The following is a 21,410-nucleotide window of genomic DNA, read 5'->3' as shown; positions in this document are numbered from 1 at the left end:
GCCAAACCCGCACGGTTTTCGGCAGCCTTGCCTACACCCCATTATCCATCCCACAGGAATTCCCGTCATGCGCAACCAAACCGCGATTTTCGGCATCTTTTCCGCCATCCTGCTGGGCGCGTGTTCGCAACAGCAGCCCGCCCAACCCGCCGCTTCCGCCCCTGCCGGCAGCCTGAATACCAACCAAACCTATATTGTCGCCACCGATGCTTCCTACGCCCCCATGGAATACATGGAAAACAACAAAGTAGTCGGTTTTTCCCACGACATTTTAGATGCCGCAGCCAAAAGCCAAAACATCAAACTGGACTTTAACAACACCCCGTTTGAAGGGCTTTTTGCCAATGTCAACAAAGGTGACAGCGACATCGCCCTTGCCAGCATCACCATTACCGACGAACGCAAACAGCAGCTGGATTTTTCCGAGCCCTATTTTGAAGCCACCCAAATGATTGTCTTCAACGAAGGCGCAGGAAAAAACATCAAATCCTTTAACGATTTAAAAACCCACAGCGTATCCGTACAAGCCGCCACATCAGGCGATTTGATTATGCAGGATTTGCAAGGCAAACAAAGCACCCAAATCAAACGCTTTGAAAATATGCCTTTGGCTTTTAAAGAACTGCAAAGCGGCGGCGTTGATGCCGTGGTAGGCGACAGCAGCGTGGTAGAACACTATGTTCAGCAAAACCCCGAAGTCAAACTCACCACCTTGGTTGACCCCTCTTTTGTCAAAGAGCAATACGGTTTTGCCTTCCGCAAAGGGCGCAACGACGGCTTGCGCGAAGCCATCAACAAAGGCTTGGCACAAATCCACAGCGACGGCACTTACGACAAAATCCACAGCCAATGGTTTGGCAATAAAAAAGAAGCCGCTTCTGCACCTGCATCCGCCGCTTCTCAATAAATCCCTTAACAATCCACCCCGAAACGCACAGGCTTTTCGGGGATTTTTTTATCACACACAAGCAGAAATCTTCATGCTGGACTGAATATTACCCCCTCCCCCGTTGGGTGAGGGTTGGGGTGGTGGGTAATCAATTCAATATTGACCAATATTTTGTTTATCCATTACTTTCCCCCACCCTAGCCCTCCCCCAAACGGGGGGGGAAGAGTAGGACAGTTCTCAAACTTATCCCGCCCGCCCGATTTGCGACACAATCGTCGGGTCAGTAATTTGCGTATCTTCCACCAACAACATCGCTTTAGACAACACCACCGACAACATCGTATCGCCCTCAAACGGCACAAACAAACCCTGTGTCGGGTCTTTTTTGCTGCGGTCCGGCACAATGCACAAATATTGGTCGTTAGGCAACATTAAGATATTGCTACTGCCAATATGGATTTTATAAGTGCGGATTTTGCCTTGCACAATCACAAAATTGCCTTCAATATGCGCCACTTTACCGATTTTCAAACGGGGTAACAGCGTTTCCAGCACCGCTTTGCGGTTTTTCGCCACTTCGCCCAAATCGCCAAACGAATAGCTTTGCCAATAATCGCGGTACTGCGGCAAACCGCCGTTGTCGTGCCAATCGGGGTCGTTGCCCACGCTGGCAACGCCCACAAACAAGTCCACATCGCGCATCACTTCCGAAAACGCCCGCACAGGCACATCAATCAAGTTCATTGGCGTATTGTCCTCGCCTTCGCGGTAAAAGCGCACTTGGTCGGTGGAAACATATAAATAAATCCATGATTCCGACATCAAATCTTCTTGATAGATGCCTTCCGTCCAAAATTCGGCGTGCAAGCCATATTCAGGCAATGCCAAACGGATAATCGGGTGGTCGCCGCCGTCCCAGCCACCTTGCAAACTGCCCTGCCAGTCGCGCCCTTTTGCCAAGTTCATATATTGATGTTGTTTTAAAATATGTGCAGCAAAACGGTTGCTGTATGTGCGCGTTTTTAATTCTGCATCGGTAATTAAGTAAATCTCGCGGTATGCCTGTTTAAATGGCTGACGGATTTGCTTTTCTGCCAACATATTACGCCAAGCCAATACTTCAGCAGGTTCAGCAGTAGCAGGATGCCACAACATCACTTGCGAATACGCTGATACATCAATTATTTCGCCCGCATGGTTCACCCATTCACCATCTGCATAAAACGCCGCTACGCCCTGCGTATCGTTTTCATTTTGAAAAAACTGCCAAATCAGCCCACGCGCCAGCCAAGCCATCAGCCCGTGTGCCAAGTAATATTGTTGAAAATGCACCATTGTCATGCGCTGTTCGCTACGCATCATGCGGTCCAAACGGTCGCGCTGGGCAGTTAGAGTAGTATTGAGATTTTTTTGTAGCAGTTTTAAGGCTTTTAGTTGTTCGGCGCACTGCTCTTTTACCGCAGCAGGCACAGTTTTTTGCGGCGAACCATCTGCTTTAAACCATTCCAAGCTGCTTTTGCCTACGCCTGTAATTTGCAAACGACAACTGTGTCCGCTGTCAAAGGTTTCCATGCGTGCGCCGTTTTCATCCAAGCCAAAACCTTCCACCGCCATGTCTTCAATGGCTTGGCGCGATACACCATGTTGTTCTGCGGCTGCGCGCATGTATTGGTCAATGGTTTTGCGGGTATTGGCTGCTTTGACACGCAACAGCAAACGCGACAAATATTTAATACCGTTTAAGCCTGATTCTGCCAACGCATACAAACAGGCATTGCCGATACTGGTAAGCGTGGATACGCCCAAGTTGGGTACTTTTTCATAACAGCGTAATGCTAGCGCCGTGAGCGTTGCCAGCATGGTTTCATCGGCACACAGCGCACTGCCCCACACCAAACCTTTTACAAGGGGAACATTCGCCCCCGCCACAGGCAAACCATAAGAAAAATAATATTCCCTCTCTGTCATCTCGGATGAGTCGCGGGTCTTTTGCTTAATCATCCAATGAAACCAATCCAGCAACTGATTTTTAAAAACCTCTTCACCCAATTCGTCCATATAAGTACGCATGGTTTTTAAAAACGCCGCAGAAGGCTTACCGGCTTTCGCGCCCAAAGCATGGGTAAAAATTTTGTGCCAACACACTTGCTGCTGCATCGGCAAAGCTGCCAATGCTTCGCTGTGTGCTTGAGCAAAATCATCATTCTCAGGAAATTCTGCCTTATCTACCGTATCGCCCAGCAATTGTTGCAGTTTTTGGGCTAATCGGGCTTTATCTGAACTGCTCCTGTCGGAAGCAGACACGCGCTGACGCGCCAATTGCAAGGCATCACGCAATTCGTTGTCTGTTGCTGTGCCGATGTGTTTTTCAATGTGTTTGAGTAATGCGGCTAAAGGATAATAGGTCCAAACTGCCAACTTACTTTTTTCCCGCTCTTTACCCTTGTTCTTAAACACCTTTTCAGCTTCAGGCTCATCTGCAAACGCTGTGTTTAACAGCCAAGCGGCTTCGTGGCTGCTGACAGGCAGGTTTTTACGCAGCAGTGCCAATATCAACGCGTAAGCAGGTACACGCCCATACCACCAAGTATTAATATGATACATTTTTTGGGTGCAATACACCAGCAAACTGACTTGCTCAGACGGGGGCAAACGGCTTAAAACGGTTTTATAAACTTCGGTTTGTGCAGCTTGAATATCATAATATTTATAGGATTGTATGGCTCGCCAATCTTTTCCAAGTTGGTTTAGCCATTGTTCATATTGCTTGATTTGTTCGGGGGTAAATTCGGAAGAAGCAGACATGGTTTTCTTTCTGAATAATCCAAAAAAGGTAGTAAAGTGTAACATATCGTTATCATATCAGAAAAAGCGGATATTTGGGTAGATTGCTCAAAATATTTTTACAGGGTAAACCGATGATTCTGATTCGGTTTACCCTGTTTTAATAATTAGGTGTTTGCAGGCTTGGTTTGTTCCAGCTCTACCGCCGCTGCCAATAGCGACAAACGCGCCAACACGCCGTAAACGTATAGGCGGTTGCCTACGCTGTCGGGATTGTCGGGGTCGGGGCGCGGAATGCCCATTTCGTCCCATTGCTCAAACACGCGCTGGCAGGCGTTTTGGGTTTCTTCATCGGTGGCGCTGCCTGCCGAAGGAATGCTTTCGTCTAAAGGCACAAACAGCATGCCGCCTGCGTTCAGGTTTTCATCGTTGCCGCGCCCTTCATGCACGCGGAAAAATCCGCCAATCACAAATCTGTCCATCATATACACTACGGGTTCACACACTGCGCCATGTAAGGTCTCGTGGGTGTAAATTCCTTCTTGTACAATGACTTCGCTAACTTGCAAACCTTCTTTGATTTTTGCCATTTTGTTGCGGTTTTTGCGGTTTAGCCCGCGCACTTCATCGGCGGATTTCACGCTCATCACGCCCATGCCGTAAGTGCCCGCATCGGCTTTTACAATTACAAAAGGCTGTTCGGTAATGCCTTTTTCATTGTATTTGGCTTGAATCTTTGCCAACATACGTTCTACGGCAGCGGCAAGGGCGTCTTCGCCTTCTCGCTCTTGAAAATCCAATCCGCCAATTTGTTCAAAATAGGGGTTGATGTGCCACGGGTCAATGCCAATCAGTTCGGCAAATTCGGCAGCCACGCCGTTGTAAGCGGCAAAGTGGGCGGTTTTGCGGCGGGTGGTCCAACCGCCGTGCAAGGGGGGCAATACGCTTTGTTCAATGCCTTGCAGAATATCGGGTACGCCACCTGACAAGTCGTTATTTAACAAAACAAAACATGGGGAAAATCCGTCTGCCAACTGCACGCGATTGCCGTTGCGCTGCAAGGGCTCAATCAGCAGGGTGTCGCCCAAGGCAGTGGTAAATTCGGTGGCTTCGCGGATTTCGGGATTAAACGAGCCGATACGCACTTCAAAACCTGCGTTGCGTAAAATGCCTGCCAAAGCATAGACGTTTTGCAGGTAAAAGGTGTTGCGGGTGTGGTTTTCGGGAATCAGCAGCACGGAACGGGCGTTTTCGCAGGCGCGTTCGGCGGCGTCTTGGGCGGCAATGCTTGCCAAGGGGATAAAGTGGGGGTTCAGGTTATTGAATCCGCCGGGAAAAAGGTTCATATCAATGGCGGCGAGTTTGTAACCTGCATTACGAATGTCCACCGAACCGTAAAACGGCGGACGGTGGGTTTTCCATTGGCTGCGAAACCATGCTTCAATTTTTGCCTGTTGGCTTAACAGGGTTTGCTCAAAATCGCGCAAGGCGGCGGCGTGGTGGGGGGAAATATGCGGCAGCTTCATCTGAATCAATCCTTTCTGATTGGGAAAAGCGGGATAAGGGCGCGTAACAGCTGCGCCGCAAAACGCTGATTATATAGTGAAGCCCGATAAATATGTTTTATTTTAATAAAACAATTTGTTATTATCTTAATAATCGTATGTTTCCTACGCATTGCAAAAAACGCTGGCAATCGGCGTTAATCTGTTGCAATATTGCCGCCTTACCTATTGTTACGGGTTTTTGCCATGAGTATGCACACCATTTTTATTGACGGCGCGGCAGGCACGACAGGGCTGCGTATTGAAGAACGTTTGGGCGCGGCAGCAGACATTACCCTGCTGCGTTTGCCCGAAGCCCAGCGCAAAGACCCCGCTGCCCGTGCCGATGCCATGGCGCAGGCAGATTTAACCTTTTTATGCCTGCCTGACGAAGCAGCACGCGAAGCAGTCGCGTTTGCCCCTGCCGATGCGCGGATTTGCGACACGTCCACCGCCCATCGCACCGCTGCTGATTGGGTGTACGGTTTCCCCGAACTGCACGGACAGCGCGAACACATCCGCACCGCCACACGCCTTGCCGTTCCCGGTTGCCACGCCAGCGGCGTCATCGCCCTGTTGCGCCCCTTACGCGAACGCGCTTGGCTGGCAGAACACGCCGTGCCCGTGTGCCACTCGCTAACAGGCTATTCAGGCGGGGGAAAAAGCATGATTGCCGAATACGCCGCCGCCGACCGCGCCGATAAATACGCTGCACCGCGCCTGTACGGTTTGTCTTTGCAACACAAACACCTACCCGAAATCCAAGCCGTTTGCGGTTTGACTGCACCGCCGCTGTTTACCCCTGTGGTGGCGGATTATTACAGCGGCATGCTGGTCAGCATTCCCCTGCGCCTTGCCGATTTAAACGGCGCAAGCGGCGCGGATGTCGCCCGACTGTTTGCCGATTACTACGCCGATGAAGCCATGATTCGCGTGCATCCGTTTAACACGCCCCAAGCAGACAATATGCTTGCCGCCAATGCCTTAACAGGGCGCGACAGCATGGAAATTTTGGTTTCAGGCAATGCAGAACAAGTGCTGCTGTGCGCCTGTTTTGACAATTTGGGCAAAGGCGCATCGGGCGCAGCGGTGCAGTGCATGAATTTAATGCTGGGGCGTGATGAAACCGCAGGTTTGGTGATTTAAACCCCAACCCCCATCCGTTTCACCCACACACATTTTGCAAAGGAATAACCATGACCCACACCCCCATCAGCGGTGGCATTTGCGCCCCGCAAGGCTTTTTGGCAGCAGGCATACACTGCGGCATCCGCAAAAACAAAAGCAAACGCGATTTGGCACTGATTGTCAGCGAACGCCCCGCCGCCACCGCCGCCGTTTATACCCGCAACAAAGTTCAAGGCGCACCCATTGCCGTTACCCGCCGCCATCTGGCAGACGGTTTCAGCCGCGCCGTGTTGTGCAACAGCGGTAACGCCAACACCTGCAACGCAGACGGCGAATACATCGCCCAAACCTGCTGCGCCCTCACCGCACAGGCATTGGGCGTGCAGCCCGAAGACATTGTGATTGCTTCAACAGGCGTTATTGGGCAACCCTTACCGCTTGAACCGTTTGAAAACGGCATTCCCGCCGCCGTTGCCGCCCTGTCACGCGACGGCGGCGCGGATGCTGCCGAAGCCGTGATGACCACCGACACCCGTCCCAAAAGCCACGCCCTGTCTTTTGACGCGGACGGCGTAAACTGCCGCATCGGCATCATCACCAAAGGCAGCGGCATGATTAACCCCAATATGGCAACCATGCTCACCTTTATTACCACCGACATTGCCATCAGCCCCGAACTGCTGCAACGCGCCCTGTCCGAAACCGTCAATAACACCTTAAACCAAATCAATATTGACGGCGACACTTCCACCAATGATATGGCGGTAATTCAAGCCAACGGCATGGCGGGCAATCCCGAAATCCGCGATGAAAACAGCCCTGCTTACGCCGCTTTTTGCGCCGCTTTGCACGCTGCCTGCGTGTGGGCAAGCCGCGAAATCGCCGCCGACGGCGAAGGCGCAACCAAGCTGTTGGAATGCACCGTCCGCAGCGCCCGCAGTCCCGAAGTTGCCCGCGCCGTTGCCAAAAGCATTATTTCCAGCGATTTGCTGAAAGCCGCCATGTTTGGCGAAGATGCCAACTGGGGGCGCGTATTGTGCGCCATTGGTTACACCGAAGGCGATTTTGCCGCCGACAAAGTATCGCTGGTGTTGGAAAGCGAACACGGCAGCGTCAAAGTGTGCGAACAATCCGCCTACTATCCCTTTAGCGAAGACGAAGCCGCCAAAATCCTGTCTGCCAAAGAAATTGCCATCAATGTAGAAATGCACGACGGCGAAGCTTGCGCACAGGCTTGGGGCTGCGATTTAAGCTATGATTATGTAAAAATTAACGGCGATTACCGCAGTTAAAGTTAGAACCTGCATTCACAATCTTAACAGCTCGCTTTTATCGCCACTTTATGCGCCTACCGCGTTGGCATTTCACGCCGATATGTTCAATATCGGCATAAAATGCCGCCTTGTATCCGCACAAATTGGCAATCAAATCAAGCCATCAATCTTATGAATACAGGTTCTTAAACAATAAAACAAAGGAATAAACCATGAAAATTACCAGCCAATGGGTGAGCGGACGTTGTTTTGTCGCCACCAACGAAAGCGGACACAGCGTATTAAGCGATGGCGCAGCCGCTGATGAAGGCAAACGCGCGCCCAGTCCGATGGAACTGCTGCTAATGGGCGTAGCGGGTTGTTCGGGCATTGATGTAGTGGAAATTTTGCAAAAGCAACGCCAAAATATTGACGACTGCCTTGCCACCGTTACCGCCGTCCGCGCCGACAGCGTGCCGAAAGTGTTTACCGAAATCCACATTCATTTCAAGGTAATCGGTAAAGATTTGAAAGAAGAAGCCGTCGCCCGCGCCGTGCAGCTTTCCGCCGAAAAATACTGTTCGGCATCGATTATGCTCGGCAAAGCCGCACACATCAGCCACAGCTTTGAAGTGGCAGAAAATTAAATTCAGACAACGGGGTGATGGTTTTTCAAGTTTCACCTTGAAAGATGACAAAACCCCGTCCAAACAGTAAAATTTCCCCCTTTATATTCCGCATGATTCGGCATTTACCATGCTCACTTTTCAAGACATTATTTTCAAACTGCAAAGCTATTGGGCGGCACAAGGCTGTGCTGTTTTGCAACCCTTTGATTTGGAAGTGGGCGCAGGCACGTCCCACCCCGCCACCTGCCTGCGCGCGCTTGGTCCCGAGCCGTGGTTTGCCGCCTATGTGCAACCCAGCCGCCGCCCCAAAGACGGACGTTACGGCGACAACCCCAACCGTTTGCAGCATTACTACCAATTTCAAGTGGCGTTAAAACCCGCGCCTGCCGATATTCAGGATTTGTATCTTGATTCGCTGCGCCAACTGGGCATTGACCCCACCGTTCACGACATCCGTTTTGTGGAAGACGACTGGGAAAACCCCACTTTGGGCGCATGGGGCTTGGGCTGGGAAGTGTGGCTGAACGGCATGGAAGTGACCCAATTTACCTATTTCCAACAGGTTGGCGGTATTGATTGCTCGCCTGTTCTCGGCGAAATTACCTATGGTATTGAACGCCTTGCCATGTATTTGCAAGGTGTGGAAAACGTTTACGATTTGGTGTGGACCACCACGCCTGACGGACAAACCCTCACTTACGGTGATGTGTACCATCAAAATGAAGTGGAACAATCTGCCTACAATTTTGAGCACAGCGATGCCGATTGGCTGCTGGCGCAGTTTAACGGCTATGAAGCCCAAGCCCAACGCCTGCTCGCCGAAGAAAACGCACAACTGGCGTTGCCCGCTTACGAATTGGTGTTAAAAGCAGGACATACCTTTAACCTGCTGGACGCACGCGGTGCGATTTCCGTTACCGAACGTGCCACTTATATCGGGCGCATCCGCAATTTAAGCCGTTTGGTGGCACAAAAATTTGTGGCAGGTCGGGAAGCTTTGGGTTTTCCATTATTGAAAGGGTAAATTTTTTAAAATGGAAAAATTTAATTTACAACCCAACGAAATTATTAAGCGTTCCGAACTACATGACCGCTTTGGCGGCTCACGCCAAAGCGGTATTGCACCCTCAGCAAAAACAAATAATGTTTTCTTATTTACCCACCCTGAAAATGGCGAGGAACATGGCTATTACGACCGTTGGCTCAATCATGGAAAACAATTTGATTATTCAGGAGAGGGGCAAACTGGTGACCAAGAAATGAAGAGGGGAAATAAAGCAATTCTCGAACATAAGTTAGATGGTCGTGCTTTGCATGTTTTTGAGCATGCTGGGCAAGATGGTTATGTTCGCTACAAAGGCCAATATCAAATTAGTGAATCACAGGCTTATTCAGAAAAAATAGAACATAGTACCAACAATGGTCCGGCAAGAAAGGTATTTATTTTCCATTTGGATAAAGTTGAATAATCATAGGCAGCCTGAAAAATGATTACCCTCTACGCCTTAAAACAATCTCGCGCCTACCGTATTGCTTGGCTGTTGGAAATTTTGCAACTGGATTACCAAGCGGAAATTTTAACGCGCCACCCCGATACCCTGCTTGCGCCAGAATCCTTGCGTCATATTCATCCTTTAGGTAAATCGCCGATTATTCAAGATGATGAAGTGGTTTTAGCGGAAAGCGGCGCGATTGTTGAATATCTGCTGGAACGTTACGACACCCAACACACGCTCAAACCTCGCGTTGGCAGCGAAAAATGGCGCGATTATCTGTATTGGCTGCATTATGCCGAAGGCTCGCTGATGCCTTTATTGGTGATGTCTTTGGTGTTTCGCAGAATTGACGATAGCCCGATGCCATTTTTGGTTAAACCCGTGGCACGAAAAATCACGGCAAATGTGCGCCAATCCTTTTTGCATCCGCAGCTGGAATTACATTTAAATCATGTGGAACGCGCTTTAGAGCAAAAAACATGGTTGTTGGGCGATGATTTAAGCGGTGCCGATATTATGATGAGTTTTCCCTTGCAGGCAGCTGTGTCACGCGCCACAGGGCAACTGCCCAATATTGCCGCTTATGTTGCCCGCATTACCAAACATCCTGCTTATCAACGTGCAGAAACCAAGCTGGGTCAATTAGATAAGCTATAAATTCAGGCAGCCTGAAATCACGACCCTTACGCATGAAAGAACCATAATGTCTTCTACTTTATTGATTGAATTACTTACCGAAGAACTTCCCCCCAAAGCCTTGAATCATCTGGGTAACGCCTTTGCTGCTGCCATTACCGAAGGCTTGGAAAAAGCGCAACTGCTGGACGGCACGCCCGACTATATCGCCTATGCTGCGCCGCGCCGCCTTGCCGTGCAAGTGAAAAACGTCAAAGCCGTGCAAGCCGACCAACAGGTTGTGAAAAAAGGTCCTGCGCTTGCCCACGCGCTAAAAGACGGCGTGCCTACCAAAGCTTTGGAAGGTTTTGCCCGTTCCTGCGGCACGGATGTTGCCAGCCTGAACATTATTCACGACGGCAAACAAGAAGTGTATGCCTATGAATTTACCCAACAAGGTCAAACCCTTGCTGCGCTGTTGGGCGAAATTTTGCAGCAGGCGGTCAAAAAACTGCCGATTCCCAAAGTGATGCGTTGGGGCAGCAGCACGCATACGTTTGTGCGCCCCGTACACGGCTTGGTAGCAATGCACGGCGCAGAAGTGTTGCCCGTCAATGTATTGGGCTTGGACGGCGGCAAGCGCAGCTTGGGACACCGCTTTTTGTCGCAAGGCGAAGTGGTGTTTAATCAAGCCGATGATTATGCAGAACAAATGCGCGAACAAGGCAAAGTGATTGCTTCGTTTGCCGAGCGCAAAGCGGCGATTCAGGCAGCCTTAAATCAACGTGCCGCCGCTTTGGGGGCAAGCGTTGCCGCCGATGATGCGCTGCTGGACGAAGTCAGTGCCTTGGTGGAATATCCCAATGTTTGGGAAGCAGGTTTTGAAGAGCATTTCCTTGCCGTGCCGCAGGAATGCCTGATTTTAACCATGCAGCAAAACCAAAAATATTTCCCGCTGCTGGACAAAAACGGCAAGCTGATGAACCGCTTTTTGCTGGTTGCCAACATCGCCCCTGCCGACCCCGCACAGATTATCCAAGGCAATGAGCGCGTGTTGCGGGCGCGTTTGAGCGATGCGGAATTCTTTTATAAACAAGACCAAAAAGCCACTTTAGCCAGCCGTTTGCCCAAATTGGCGAATGTGGTTTACCACAACAAATTGGGTTCACAAGCCGAGCGCGTGGCGCGTTTGGAAGCGATTGCCGCGCACATCGGCACGGCATTGGGCGCAGATGAAGCGCAAGTTCGCCGCGCCGCGCAGTTGGCAAAAGCCGATTTACTGACCGAAATGGTGGGCGAGTTCCCCGAATTGCAAGGCACGATGGGGCGTTATTATGCTTTGGCGGACGGCGAAGCGGCAGCGGTTGCCGATGCCTTGGCGCAGCATTACCGCCCCCGTTTTGCGGGCGACGCGCTGCCTGAACACGCCGTTGCCACAGCGGTTGCCTTGGCGGATAAATTAGAAACGCTGGTCGGCATTTGGGGCATCGGGCTGATTCCCACAGGCGACAAAGACCCCTACGGTTTGCGCCGCGCCGCTTTGGGCGTGCTGCGGATGCTGTTGGAAAACAATTTGTCTATCAAAGATTTGTTGGAAACTGCTTACCGCAGTTTCGCCGCAGGCAGCCTGAACGCCGACACGGTGGCGCAAGTGGCAGAATTTATGCAAGCGCGTTTGGCGGTGCTGTTGGGCAACGATTATCCGCAAGACGTGGTGGCAGCGGTGTTGGCACAACACCCCGACCGTTTAAACGATGTTGTTGCCAAACTGCAAGCGGTACAAGCCTTTAAGCAGCTTCCTGAAGCAGCGGCGTTGGCAGCCGCCAATAAGCGCGTACAAAATCTGCTGAAAAAAGCCGAAAGTGCTTTGGGCGCAGTCAATGCCGATCTATTGCAGCAGGACGAAGAACGCGCCTTGTATGCGGCGGCGCAGGATTTGCAACCACAAGTTTCCAAAGCATTGGCAAATCAGGATTTTCAGGCAGCTTTGTCGGCATTGGCGGGCATTAAACCGCAGGTAGATGCGTTTTTTGATAAAGTGATGGTGATGGCAGACGATGCGGCGGTGAAACAAAACCGTTTGAATCTGTTAAAACAATTGGCGGATTTGCTGAACGCTGTTGCCGATATTGCCAAATTGGGCGACACGGCTTAATGCGCCTTGCCATTTAACCCGCTTAAAGAAAAGGAAAAATCATGACTGAAATTCAACGTTTTGGCGGCAATTACCGTTTGTGCGAAGCGGCAACTGCCAATGGTTTTGTGTTTTTGTCGGGCATGGTACCCGAAAACACCGATGCGGATATCGGCGGACAAACGGCTGATGTGTTGCGCCAGATTGACCATTGGTTGGCGCAATGCGGCAGCGACAAAACCCGTATTGTGGAAGCCACGATTTTTTTGGCGGACATGGGCGATTATGAAGGCATGAACGCCGCTTGGGATGCGTGGGTGGATTTGCAACATCCGCCTGCCCGTGCCTGTGTGCAAGCACGTTTGGCAAATCCCGAATGGAAAGTAGAAATCAAAGTATCGGCGGTGCAGGGCTGATATGGGCATTGTATTCGGCTTTATTTTGGTGCTGCTGCTGGGGATTGCCATCGGTTATAAATTTGCGCAAGTGTCGCGGCAGGCGGAACATCAGGGCTTGAGCCGCGAGGAAATCGAGCTGTTCCGCGAGTGGGTACGCAGCACAAAAAACACCACAGACCGCTAAAATTTGATTGAATAAAAAAACCGCCATCTCTGTTTAACAGCATGGCGGTTTTTATGCACAGTTGATTAAAATCGCAATGATACGGGTTGCCAACGCCCTTGTGTACTATGCGTACACGGCGGACGTTGTCGCCTTGTCTCGTTTTTATTTATTAGGGCGTGTCCCTAATTCAATAAAACATGGAAATATTCCAAAATAATTCCTTAATTTCAAAAGATTATGCAACGGCAAAACACTATGAAGCAACATGGCTGTTACATTACCCCAAATACCCGCATCATTTTGATTCAGACGGTTGGACAGGCAGGTTGTCTGATTGCCGATAAGGGTTACGATTCTGATGCCGTTAGTGAAGCAGCCCGCAAACAACAGGGTATCCATCCCGTTATCCCCAAACGCAGGACGGTAAAAGGGGCGAATATCGGTTTTGACCGCTATTCGTACAAACTGAAGCATTTGTTTGATAGAAAACCTGTTGGCAAGGTTGAAGCAGTTTCGCAGCATAGCGGCACGGTATGAAAAGTTAGCCCGTAATTTTAAATCGATGCTTTATTTGGCTTGTATGATTATTCGCGCTAAACTGAATTAGGGACACAGCCTAGACATAATACATATTCCTACTTTCCTGGAAGATATAATGAGAAAACCAATTTAGCTAATATTGAACTGTCTTCAATAAACAAGCCTCTAGAAAAAATAGCAATTTTATCATTTTTCTTGGCATGGATTATGGTTATGGCGCTAGAATGGTTGAAATAACGATCAGAATCACATGGGGATATTGTTTTTGAGATATGATCATTTTTTTGAATAATTATTTGGAATTCAGCATCTTGCTTACAGATGAAATTAAGATTCAATGTTTCTAATGGTTTACCCTTTTCAGAAAAAGACAAACTAATCATATAGTCTTCGGTTTGAGTGATATCTACAAACAAATAAAGTTGTTCTTGGTAAATATTAGGAAATACCAGTTTACTTTCGTGTATAAATCTCTCTTCTTCTGGTACATAGGAAAACCTTTTATGAAAATAGAATATTGAAAAATAAACAAATAAAATAATTGAGACAAATAAAATGAAAGTAATTATAAGACGTAATAAATATTTTCTGTCCATTTTAATTATAATTTCTTATCTTATTCGAATTAAGTTAACATACTTTTATTAAAAGATCAAGTACTTTAAATTATATAATTTCTCATTTATTCTTAGCCACTTACCCATTCTGCAGCTCAAACAAATACCGATAGTACCCCCGCTCCCGCTGCAGCAGTGCTTCATGTGTTCCCTGCTCCACAATGAGCCCCTTATCCATGGCAATAATACGGTGCGCCCTTCTTACGGTAGAAAGACGGTGGGCGATAATCAACACAGTGCGGTGTCGGCAAATGGCATCCATATTTTGCATAATCGCTCGTTCTGATTCATAGTCCAATGCACTAGGGTGTGTCCCTATTTGCTTTGCCAAGCGGTTTTTTGAGTAAAAATCCGTGCATGCAAGGCAAAAATCCTTGCAAGGTTGGGCACCTTGCAAGGATTTTTAACGCGGCAGATATGGGTTTATATCAGAAACACCGCTGCATAAGTAAATAGGGACACGCCCTAAGCAGCAGCCTTCTCTTCATCATCGGGATTGCTGCGGATAACCAACAACGGTACGCGCGTTTGTCGCATCACGGTTTCGGTAAAGCTACCCATCAGCAGGTGCATCAGCCCGCTGCGCCCGTGCGTACCCAACACCAGTAAATCGCTGCCTTCTTTATCAGCATAATCAATCAATTCGGCAGCCATTTCTTTGGCACCGCGCACCGATACCAACAAATGTTGTACGGCATCTTTTACCCCTGCGGCTTCGGCATGGCGCAAGGCTTCGCCCAATACGCTTTCGCCGTGTTCACGCGCTGCTTCTTCATAACCGCCCTGCTGCACCAGTTCGGGCGCAACCGCCATAAATTCAGCGGGATTGGCAACGTTTACCAAAGTCAGTTTTGCGCCTGTAAACGCTGCCAAACGGCAGGCGTGTTCCAAAGCTTTCAGGGCAGTGTTGCTGCCATCTACCGCCACCACAATATGTTGATACATGGTTGTTTTCCTTTTACTTAAAGATAAACAGGCACAAATGCGGAACGTTTGCGCCGCCGAATACACGCCAACATTATAGCGCATTTTGCCCCCGAAACGGCTATAATGCCCATCCTGTTTTTGCTTTTAGAAAGAATGCCGTGAACACGCCTGCTTCCGATTACACCCGCCGTTTTGGCGGGATTGCCCGACTGTACGGTCAGCCTGCTGCCGATGCGCTGGCACGCGCCAAAGTGTGTGTGGTGGGCGTGGGCGGGGTTGGTTCGTGGGCGGCGGAAGCCTTGGCGCGTTCGGGCATCGGCGCACTCACGCTGATTGACCCCGACAACATCGCCGTTTCCAATACCAACCGCCAAATCCACGCCTTAAACGATAATTTCGGACAAGCCAAAACCACTGCCCTACATCAGCGCATCGCCCAAATCCACCCCGATTGCACGGTACACGAAATAGAGGATTTCGCCGATGAACACAATATCGCCGATTATTTAAATCACGATTTTGATTTTGTGATTGATGCCATTGACCAAGTACGCGCCAAAGCCGCGATTGCCGATTACTGCGTCAAACAGCGTATTGCCTTGGCGGTAAGCGGCGGTGCAGGCGGACAACGCCATCCGTCCCAAATTCGCAGCGGCGATTTGGCAGATGCCCGCAACGACCGTTTACTCGCCAATATGCGCTACCGTTTGCGCCGACATTACGGTTTTGCACGCGGCGAAGGCAAACGCATGGGCATACAGTGCGTGTATTCCACCGAAACCGCCGTTGCCCCGCAAAACGGAAACGCACAATGCGATACCGCTTTACAAGGGCTGTCGTGCGCGGGCTATGGCGCGAGTATGTTGGTGACTGCCGCGTTTGGACTGCATTTGGCACACGCTGCCATTGAACACATTGTTGCACAATAAAAAATGAACACCCCCACCGTGGCGCGGGTGTTCGGACAAACGCTGACCGACATTCCCGCCGATTTGTTTATCCCGCCCGATGCCCTGCAAGTGGTGCTGCACAGCTTTGAAGGTCCACTGGATTTGCTGCTGTATCTGATTCGCAAGCAAAACATTGACGTGCTGGATATTCCCATGGTGGAAATTACCGCGCAATATCTGGACTATATCGCCCATTTGGAAGCCAAACAGTTTGATTTGGCAGCCGAATATCTGTTGATGGCAGCGGTGCTGATTGAAATCAAATCGCGCCTGCTGTTGCCCGCGCCCGCCGCCGAATCGCCCGAAGACGAAACCGCCGACCCCCGCGCCGAATTGGTGCGCCGTCTGCTGGAATACGAACAAATCAAAGCCGCCGCCAACGATTTGGACGCGTTGCCCCGCGCAGGACGTGATTTTGCATGGGCGTATCTGCCTGTAGAATTGGCAGCACACGCGCCCCTGCCTGCCGCCACCCTTGCCGATTTAAGCCGCGCATGGATAGGCATACTCACCCGCGCCGCCCAGCATCAACACCATGAAATCACACAAGAAGCCTTATCGGTGCGCCACAGCATGCACGCCGTGATGCAGCAGTTGGCACACCGGCGGGACGGCTGCCGTTTTCATCAGCTTTGCCGTGCCGATGCTTCCGCTGCCGAATGGGTGGCGTGTTTTTTGGCGGTGCTGGAATTGGTTAAAGACGGCATGGTGCGCGTGGAACAAACACAGGCTTTTGACGATATTTGGGTGCGGCGGCACGATATCGCCATTTAAAACGCTTCGCCCACTTTCACCCCGCCTGCCGTGTCTTTGGGTGTGGACAAACGGGTAACCGTTTGTTGTGCCGCTTGAAATTCCGCCGTTGCCAATACCGCTTGCGCCTGTTCAGGCGACAAAGCACACGCCATATTCTGCCAACGCGCCGCCAAATGCGGATTATTGGGGGTGTGAAAATCTTGGCGCAATTCATCAACCAAATCAGGACGGTTGCATACCAGCACAATATCGCACCCCGCCGCAAACGCCAAACGCGCCCGTTCGCGGATACCACCCGCACTGCACGCGCCTTCCATGGTTAAATCGTCTGAAAAAATCACACCGTCAAAAGCGCAGTCGCCGCGCAACACCGTTTGCAGCCAATAGGCGGAAAAGCCCGCAGGCTGTGCATCTACCGCAGGATAAACCACATGGGCAGGCATTACCGCCGCCATACCAGCCGCCGCCAAATCCCGAAACGGCTGCAAATCGGCTGCCAATTGCGCCAAACTACGCGTATCTTCAGGCAAAACGTGGTGGCTGTCGCCCGCCACAAAACCATGTCCCGGAAAATGCTTGCCGCAGGATTTCATACCGCCACGGTTCAAACCCTTTTGCAATGCCAACGCCAACGCGGAAACCACTTCGGCATCGGCGTGAAAACTGCGGTTGCCAATCACGGCGCAGTTGCCCCAATCCAAATCCAGCACGGGCGTAAACGACAAATCCACACCGCAAGCCGCCAATTCGGTCGCCAACACCCAACCTGTTTGTTCCGCCAACTGCTCGGCAGCGGCTGCGCCCTGCTTGTCCCAAATCTCGCCAAATACACGCATTGCAGGTAAGCGGGTAAATCCGTCAATAAAACGCTGCACGCGCCCGCCTTCGTGGTCCACCGCAACAATCAGTTCGGGCGAACGCAGGGATTTAATATCAGCAATCAATTGTTTTAACTGTTGAATATTTTTAAAATTGCGGCGGAATAAAATCACGCCGCCAATGGCGGGGTCAAGCAAACGGGTGCGGTCGTCCGCACTTAACACATCAGCCGCCACATCAGCCATAATCGCGCCACGCGGTAAAGAAGTATACATATTTCAAATTTTAACGATCTAAAAATGGAAAGAAGACTGTTGTTCAGAAAGTAAAAAAGCCTCATTTAGACCATATTCACTTCTCAAACGGTCAAGGCGCATTTGCGCAATGCCATCAATTGTATCGGAATAGCCATTCTGCAACATATAATTAACCGCTGCCTGATTATTTTTAATTTTCTCGGGAATTTGGCATAAAATAAATTTCCGATTACTTTTTTCTTCCAAATTACACTCAATAACTGCTTGTGCAGTTGTACCACTTCCTGCAAAAAAATCTAATATTACATCGTTTTCAGAAGTAGATAGCTTTACTAAATATTTAATCATCTCAACAGGTTTTGCCGTCTTAAACAAATGCCCCATACCTAATTTTTCCAAATCATGCTTACCTTGTCTGGAATAGAAATTAAGGATACTCATCGCACTGTCTTTACTTTCTTGCAAAAGATGCTTTTCATAGGGACGACCATTTTTAAAAATTAAACGATTCGTTTGGTGTAACTGAATAAACTTCTCTTTTGACGACCACCCCCTTGTTTTCAAAGGCTCTAAATGCAAACCAATTTCTTCTATAACCAATTTATTCGGCGGTGACGGTACAGATAAATCTTTAGCAAAACAAATTTGTCCCAATTCATCAACAATGGAATAATTTCTTATCCAGCTAAATTCATCAATATTTTCATACTCTTTTAATTTTTCTTTGAGTAAAAGATTGGCTTCTTCAATACCCTTCAGTTGGAAACATTTTTTAACTTCGGCACTTAAGTTTAAAATAACCTCACGATAAAATGGAATTTGAATCCTATCCATTTCAAATTTCGGACAAAGCTTCTTATTTTTAGCATAGGCAACAATGTATTCATGTATAACATTAATATGTTTAGCATTACTTCTGGTTGCTTGGCGTGTAATCAACATACCTAGAAAATTGTCTTTGCCAAAAACTTTGTTTCCCATTTGACGTAACTCAACCATTTGATTATCATCAATAGAGATGAAAATACAGCCATCTTCACGCAATTTATCCCTAGCTTGATGCAATAAAGGTTCTATAAAAATTTCCCAATCACTACAACTATCATTATATTCAAATTGCTTGGACTGGGTATTATAGGGCGGGTCAATATAAATCATATTGATACTACTGTTATCAAGTAAAGGAAGAAATTGTTCCGCCGCCATACTGTAAAGTCTATTGAATTGCATCACTCCACCAATCCTGACCTGTAAATTTTAAGCGGAAGATTTGCCTTACTGAATCACTATCACGAACAGGCAGGATACGAAAACCGTAATCTTTGACTAATTTTTTAACATCAATATTTTGCGTAGATCGTGTTGAAGAGTTTTGAACAGCCCTAACACGTTTCAATAGATATTCTCCAATTTGAGGATGCTGTCCATAAATAATACATTGCAATTCCGACAAACCATGCCAGATACCTACTGCCAGAAAAGTCTTGCAATCCATAAAAGCATTGGCTTTTTCCTCATTGGTATCATTAAAAGTTGCCTGCCAAGTTTTACTGGTCGCAGAAACCTGTTTTATCTCCAAGAAAATATTATTCTCTACGGATTTTTTCGCATCAAATCCATGTTTTTCAATATTAACCAAATCAAAATCCAAATGCGCCGCAACAACACTATCTTTAAATTCATTCAGAAAAGTATCGCCATCCATTTTTTGATATTGCTTTTGAATAGCAACAATGGGTTCAAGGGCAAGATGGGTAGCTGTCATGAACTCGCGATTCAATGGTTGAAAGTTGCCCTTATTAAAAATAGCAAGCTCTTGGTTCTCAAAACTCGACATTTTTAGCTCCAAAAATTTTAAAGTAGTTTAAACACCAGTTCAAACTACTTTAAATTCCAATTAATCAAATAAGTTAAGGCATCACCAAGGCAAGAAACACCAGATTATTGCCACGTTGCACCAGCACAGGCAGGTTTTTACCTTTGCCCTGCACCGCTGCACGGAAGGCTTCTTCGCTATCTACACGCACCCCGCTGATTTCACGGATAATATCGCCACGTCTGAAACCTGCACGCAATGCCGAACCCGTTGCCTGATGCACCACCAGCTCGCGCACATTGCCGTTGGCAGCCACTGTTAATTGCAAACCTGCTTCTTTCACTTCAAACGTGCCAACACGGTTGCCTACAGGCGGCAGTTTGTCTGCTTTGCCCGTAGCCTGAGTGCCGTCATCTACCGCACCCAACACCACCGTGGCTTGCGTTTCCTTGCCCTTGCGCCAAATGCCCAACAACACTTGGCTGCCCGGTGCCAAACCGCCGATTGCCATCGGTAATTCGCTGGACGAACGGATGTTTTCGCCGTTTACGCTGTGGATAATATCGCCACTCTGCACACCACCCTTGGCGGCGGGGCTGTCGGGCAACACATTTGCCACCAACGCGCCCACGGGTTTTTCCAAACCAAAAGATTTGGATAAATCAAAGCTCACTTCCTGAATCACCACGCCCAATTGTCCGCGCTGTACCTTACCGCTTTTCTTCAGCTGCTCTGCCACATTCATTGCCACATCAATCGGAATGGCAAACGAAATCCCCATAAATCCGCCGCTGCGGCTGTAAATTTGCGAGTTGATACCCACCACCTGACCATTCAGATTAAACAGCGGCCCACCCGAATTACCGGGGTTAATCGCCACATCGGTTTGAATAAACGGCGTATAGCTTTCATCGGGCAGACTGCGACCTTTCGCCGACACAATGCCCGCTGTAATACTGTTGTCAAAACCAAATGGCGCACCAATCGCCGCCACCCACTCGCCCGATTTCAGCTCTTTGGGATTGCCGATTTTGGCAACAGGCAAATCCGCCGCATTGATTTTTAACAGGGCAATATCGGATTTTTCGTCTGCACCAATCACGGAAGCGGTGTATTCGCGCTTATCGTTCAGGGTCACTTTAATCGCGTCCAAACCTTTAACCACATGGGCATTGGTTAAAATATGTCCGTCTGCGCTGATAATCACGCCCGAACCGAAATTCCAATCGTCACCCTCTTCGCCATCCGACAAATCGGGCTGGTTAGGCAGCAGCCGTTTAAAAAATTCATAAAACGGGTCATCGCCTTGCGCGGCATCGGGTATGCCTTCAGATGTCGGCAGCGCGGCTTCGCGATAGGCTTCAATATGCACCACCGAACCACCTTCTTGCGCCACCAGCTGGGCGAAATCGGGCAACAGCATATTCACGCCGTTTTTGTTTTCGGGGGCAACAGGCTTAACAAACTCGCCTTTGGGTTGGGAAGCGGTAGCAGTTTGGTTTTTATCGGCTTTTTCGCCTTTGCTGCAGCTTGCGGCACACACGGCAAAGGCTACGGCTAAAGCAATGGTTTTTAAGGAAGTGTTCATTGTCATCGGGTTTAAGTTGTTATTGGTCTGCTTGGGCGGAATCGGGACAGACCAAGGGGTTAAATAGTCAAAATAATGTTGTCAAACCGCATGGGGCAGAACC

The 21,410-nt window shown here is 49.1% G+C and carries 20 protein-coding genes and 2 pseudogenes; 13 read left to right on the top strand and 9 right to left on the bottom strand.

The genetic code is table 11. The features are described from left to right. Positions 1–67: 67 nt before the first annotated feature. Positions 68–907, top strand: a complete 840-nt coding sequence (locus tag H3L98_RS04380; protein ID WP_027022494.1) for a basic amino acid ABC transporter substrate-binding protein — start codon at positions 68–70, stop codon at positions 905–907. Positions 908–1,133: 226 nt separating this feature from the next. Here the strand turns inward: H3L98_RS04380 and H3L98_RS04375 are convergent, their stop codons facing one another. Together H3L98_RS04375 and gshA are read right to left on the bottom strand one after the other, a co-directional pair. After that, a complete protein-coding gene (locus H3L98_RS04375; RefSeq protein WP_084481913.1) occupies positions 1,134–3,695 on the bottom strand; it encodes a DUF4132 domain-containing protein in 2,562 nt (853 codons plus the stop codon). Positions 3,696–3,841: 146 nt separating this feature from the next. Beyond that, positions 3,842–5,200 carry a glutamate--cysteine ligase gene (gene gshA / locus H3L98_RS04370; RefSeq protein ID WP_027022495.1) on the bottom strand — a complete coding sequence of 453 codons (1,359 nt, stop codon included), beginning with the start codon at positions 5,198–5,200 and terminating at the stop codon, positions 3,842–3,844. Between the two features lie 225 nt (positions 5,201–5,425). Here gshA and argC point away from each other — a divergent pair, with 225 nt between their 5' ends. The 10 genes and pseudogenes from argC to H3L98_RS10815 all read left to right on the top strand — a co-directional run. Next, a complete protein-coding gene (gene argC / locus H3L98_RS04365; RefSeq protein ID WP_027022496.1) occupies positions 5,426–6,364 on the top strand; it encodes an N-acetyl-gamma-glutamyl-phosphate reductase in 939 nt (312 codons plus the stop codon). 50 nt (positions 6,365–6,414) lie between these two features. Further along, positions 6,415–7,638 (top strand): bifunctional glutamate N-acetyltransferase/amino-acid acetyltransferase ArgJ, encoded by a 1,224-nt coding sequence (gene argJ / locus H3L98_RS04360; RefSeq protein ID WP_027022497.1) that lies wholly within the window; start codon positions 6,415–6,417, stop codon positions 7,636–7,638. Between the two features lie 194 nt (positions 7,639–7,832). After that, a complete protein-coding gene (locus H3L98_RS04355) occupies positions 7,833–8,246 on the top strand; it encodes an OsmC family protein (RefSeq protein WP_027022498.1) in 414 nt (137 codons plus the stop codon). Positions 8,247–8,355: 109 nt separating this feature from the next. After that, positions 8,356–9,252 (top strand): glycine--tRNA ligase subunit alpha, encoded by an 897-nt coding sequence (gene glyQ, locus H3L98_RS04350; RefSeq protein WP_027022499.1) that lies wholly within the window; start codon positions 8,356–8,358, stop codon positions 9,250–9,252. 10 nt (positions 9,253–9,262) lie between these two features. After that, positions 9,263–9,697, top strand: coding sequence for an SRA domain-containing endonuclease (locus H3L98_RS04345; RefSeq protein ID WP_027022500.1), 435 nt, complete (start codon positions 9,263–9,265; stop codon positions 9,695–9,697). An 18-nt stretch (positions 9,698–9,715) separates the two neighbouring features. Next, positions 9,716–10,381, top strand: coding sequence for a glutathione S-transferase (locus H3L98_RS04340; RefSeq protein ID WP_027022501.1), 666 nt, complete (start codon positions 9,716–9,718; stop codon positions 10,379–10,381). A gap of 43 nt (positions 10,382–10,424) precedes the next feature. Next, a complete protein-coding gene (gene glyS, locus H3L98_RS04335; RefSeq protein ID WP_027022502.1) occupies positions 10,425–12,494 on the top strand; it encodes a glycine--tRNA ligase subunit beta in 2,070 nt (689 codons plus the stop codon). Positions 12,495–12,535: 41 nt separating this feature from the next. After that, positions 12,536–12,889, top strand: a complete 354-nt coding sequence (locus H3L98_RS04330; RefSeq protein ID WP_027022503.1) for a RidA family protein — start codon at positions 12,536–12,538, stop codon at positions 12,887–12,889. A 1-nt stretch (position 12,890) separates the two neighbouring features. Further along, on the top strand, positions 12,891–13,055 hold the full coding sequence (locus H3L98_RS04325) for a hypothetical protein (protein ID WP_156932334.1): 165 nt from the start codon (positions 12,891–12,893) through the stop codon (positions 13,053–13,055). Positions 13,056–13,337: 282 nt separating this feature from the next. Continuing rightward, positions 13,338–13,644: pseudogene (locus H3L98_RS10815) on the top strand (transposase); the annotation flags it as partial. Between the two features lie 28 nt (positions 13,645–13,672). Here H3L98_RS10815 and H3L98_RS04310 read toward each other — a convergent pair. The 3 genes and pseudogenes from H3L98_RS04310 to H3L98_RS04300 all read right to left on the bottom strand — a co-directional run bounded on the left by H3L98_RS04310 (position 13,673) and on the right by H3L98_RS04300 (position 15,139). Beyond that, the gene (locus tag H3L98_RS04310; protein WP_027022504.1) at positions 13,673–14,173 is read right to left on the bottom strand and encodes a hypothetical protein; all 501 of its coding nucleotides are present in this window, start codon (positions 14,171–14,173) and stop codon (positions 13,673–13,675) included. A 100-nt stretch (positions 14,174–14,273) separates the two neighbouring features. Then, positions 14,274–14,498: pseudogene (locus tag H3L98_RS04305) on the bottom strand (type I secretion system permease/ATPase); the annotation flags it as partial. A gap of 161 nt (positions 14,499–14,659) precedes the next feature. Beyond that, entirely contained in the window at positions 14,660–15,139 is a 480-nt protein-coding gene (locus H3L98_RS04300) for a universal stress protein (RefSeq protein ID WP_027022506.1), read from the bottom strand. Between the two features lie 140 nt (positions 15,140–15,279). Here H3L98_RS04300 and H3L98_RS04295 point away from each other — a divergent pair, with 140 nt between their 5' ends. Together H3L98_RS04295 and H3L98_RS04290 are read left to right on the top strand one after the other, a co-directional pair. Next, on the top strand, positions 15,280–16,050 hold the full coding sequence (locus tag H3L98_RS04295; protein ID WP_027022507.1) for a tRNA threonylcarbamoyladenosine dehydratase: 771 nt from the start codon (positions 15,280–15,282) through the stop codon (positions 16,048–16,050). A 3-nt stretch (positions 16,051–16,053) separates the two neighbouring features. Continuing rightward, a complete protein-coding gene (locus H3L98_RS04290; RefSeq protein WP_027022508.1) occupies positions 16,054–16,845 on the top strand; it encodes a segregation and condensation protein A in 792 nt (263 codons plus the stop codon). Here the strand turns inward: H3L98_RS04290 and nagZ are convergent. From nagZ to H3L98_RS04270, 4 genes are all read right to left on the bottom strand, one after another. Further along, positions 16,842–17,921, bottom strand: a complete 1,080-nt coding sequence (nagZ, locus tag H3L98_RS04285; RefSeq protein ID WP_027022509.1) for a beta-N-acetylhexosaminidase — start codon at positions 17,919–17,921, stop codon at positions 16,842–16,844. The genes H3L98_RS04290 and nagZ overlap by 4 nt on opposite strands. A gap of 18 nt (positions 17,922–17,939) precedes the next feature. Continuing rightward, positions 17,940–19,133, bottom strand: coding sequence for a site-specific DNA-methyltransferase (locus tag H3L98_RS04280; RefSeq protein WP_211247115.1), 1,194 nt, complete (start codon positions 19,131–19,133; stop codon positions 17,940–17,942). After that, on the bottom strand, positions 19,120–19,740 hold the full coding sequence (locus tag H3L98_RS04275; protein WP_034333812.1) for a hypothetical protein: 621 nt from the start codon (positions 19,738–19,740) through the stop codon (positions 19,120–19,122). Before H3L98_RS04275 ends, H3L98_RS04280 begins: the two co-directional genes overlap by 14 nt. 73 nt (positions 19,741–19,813) lie before the next feature. Continuing rightward, positions 19,814–21,307, bottom strand: a complete 1,494-nt coding sequence (locus H3L98_RS04270; RefSeq protein WP_027022512.1) for a DegQ family serine endoprotease — start codon at positions 21,305–21,307, stop codon at positions 19,814–19,816. Positions 21,308–21,410 lie beyond the last annotated feature (103 nt).

The sequence above is a fragment of the Conchiformibius steedae genome, from assembly GCF_014054725.1.
GTDB lineage: Bacteria > Pseudomonadota > Gammaproteobacteria > Burkholderiales > Neisseriaceae > Conchiformibius > Conchiformibius steedae.
This window is presented reverse-complemented; position numbering and strand designations above follow the sequence as displayed.

Coding starts and splice junctions, on each gene's coding strand:
- H3L98_RS04380 (WP_027022494.1), top strand. CDS start 68: ATGCGCAACCAAACCGCGATTTTCGGCATCTTTTCCGCCATCCTGCTG.
- H3L98_RS04375 (WP_084481913.1), bottom strand. CDS start 3,695: ATGTCTGCTTCTTCCGAATTTACCCCCGAACAAATCAAGCAATATGAA.
- gshA (WP_027022495.1), bottom strand. CDS start 5,200: ATGAAGCTGCCGCATATTTCCCCCCACCACGCCGCCGCCTTGCGCGAT.
- argC (WP_027022496.1), top strand. CDS start 5,426: ATGAGTATGCACACCATTTTTATTGACGGCGCGGCAGGCACGACAGGG.
- argJ (WP_027022497.1), top strand. CDS start 6,415: ATGACCCACACCCCCATCAGCGGTGGCATTTGCGCCCCGCAAGGCTTT.
- H3L98_RS04355 (WP_027022498.1), top strand. CDS start 7,833: ATGAAAATTACCAGCCAATGGGTGAGCGGACGTTGTTTTGTCGCCACC.
- glyQ (WP_027022499.1), top strand. CDS start 8,356: ATGCTCACTTTTCAAGACATTATTTTCAAACTGCAAAGCTATTGGGCG.
- H3L98_RS04345 (WP_027022500.1), top strand. CDS start 9,263: ATGGAAAAATTTAATTTACAACCCAACGAAATTATTAAGCGTTCCGAA.
- H3L98_RS04340 (WP_027022501.1), top strand. CDS start 9,716: ATGATTACCCTCTACGCCTTAAAACAATCTCGCGCCTACCGTATTGCT.
- H3L98_RS04330 (WP_027022503.1), top strand. CDS start 12,536: ATGACTGAAATTCAACGTTTTGGCGGCAATTACCGTTTGTGCGAAGCG.
- H3L98_RS04325 (WP_156932334.1), top strand. CDS start 12,891: ATGGGCATTGTATTCGGCTTTATTTTGGTGCTGCTGCTGGGGATTGCC.
- H3L98_RS04310 (WP_027022504.1), bottom strand. CDS start 14,173: ATGGACAGAAAATATTTATTACGTCTTATAATTACTTTCATTTTATTT.
- H3L98_RS04300 (WP_027022506.1), bottom strand. CDS start 15,139: ATGTATCAACATATTGTGGTGGCGGTAGATGGCAGCAACACTGCCCTG.
- H3L98_RS04290 (WP_027022508.1), top strand. CDS start 16,054: ATGAACACCCCCACCGTGGCGCGGGTGTTCGGACAAACGCTGACCGAC.
- nagZ (WP_027022509.1), bottom strand. CDS start 17,921: ATGTATACTTCTTTACCGCGTGGCGCGATTATGGCTGATGTGGCGGCT.
- H3L98_RS04280 (WP_211247115.1), bottom strand. CDS start 19,133: ATGCAATTCAATAGACTTTACAGTATGGCGGCGGAACAATTTCTTCCT.
- H3L98_RS04275 (WP_034333812.1), bottom strand. CDS start 19,740: ATGTCGAGTTTTGAGAACCAAGAGCTTGCTATTTTTAATAAGGGCAAC.
- H3L98_RS04270 (WP_027022512.1), bottom strand. CDS start 21,307: ATGAACACTTCCTTAAAAACCATTGCTTTAGCCGTAGCCTTTGCCGTG.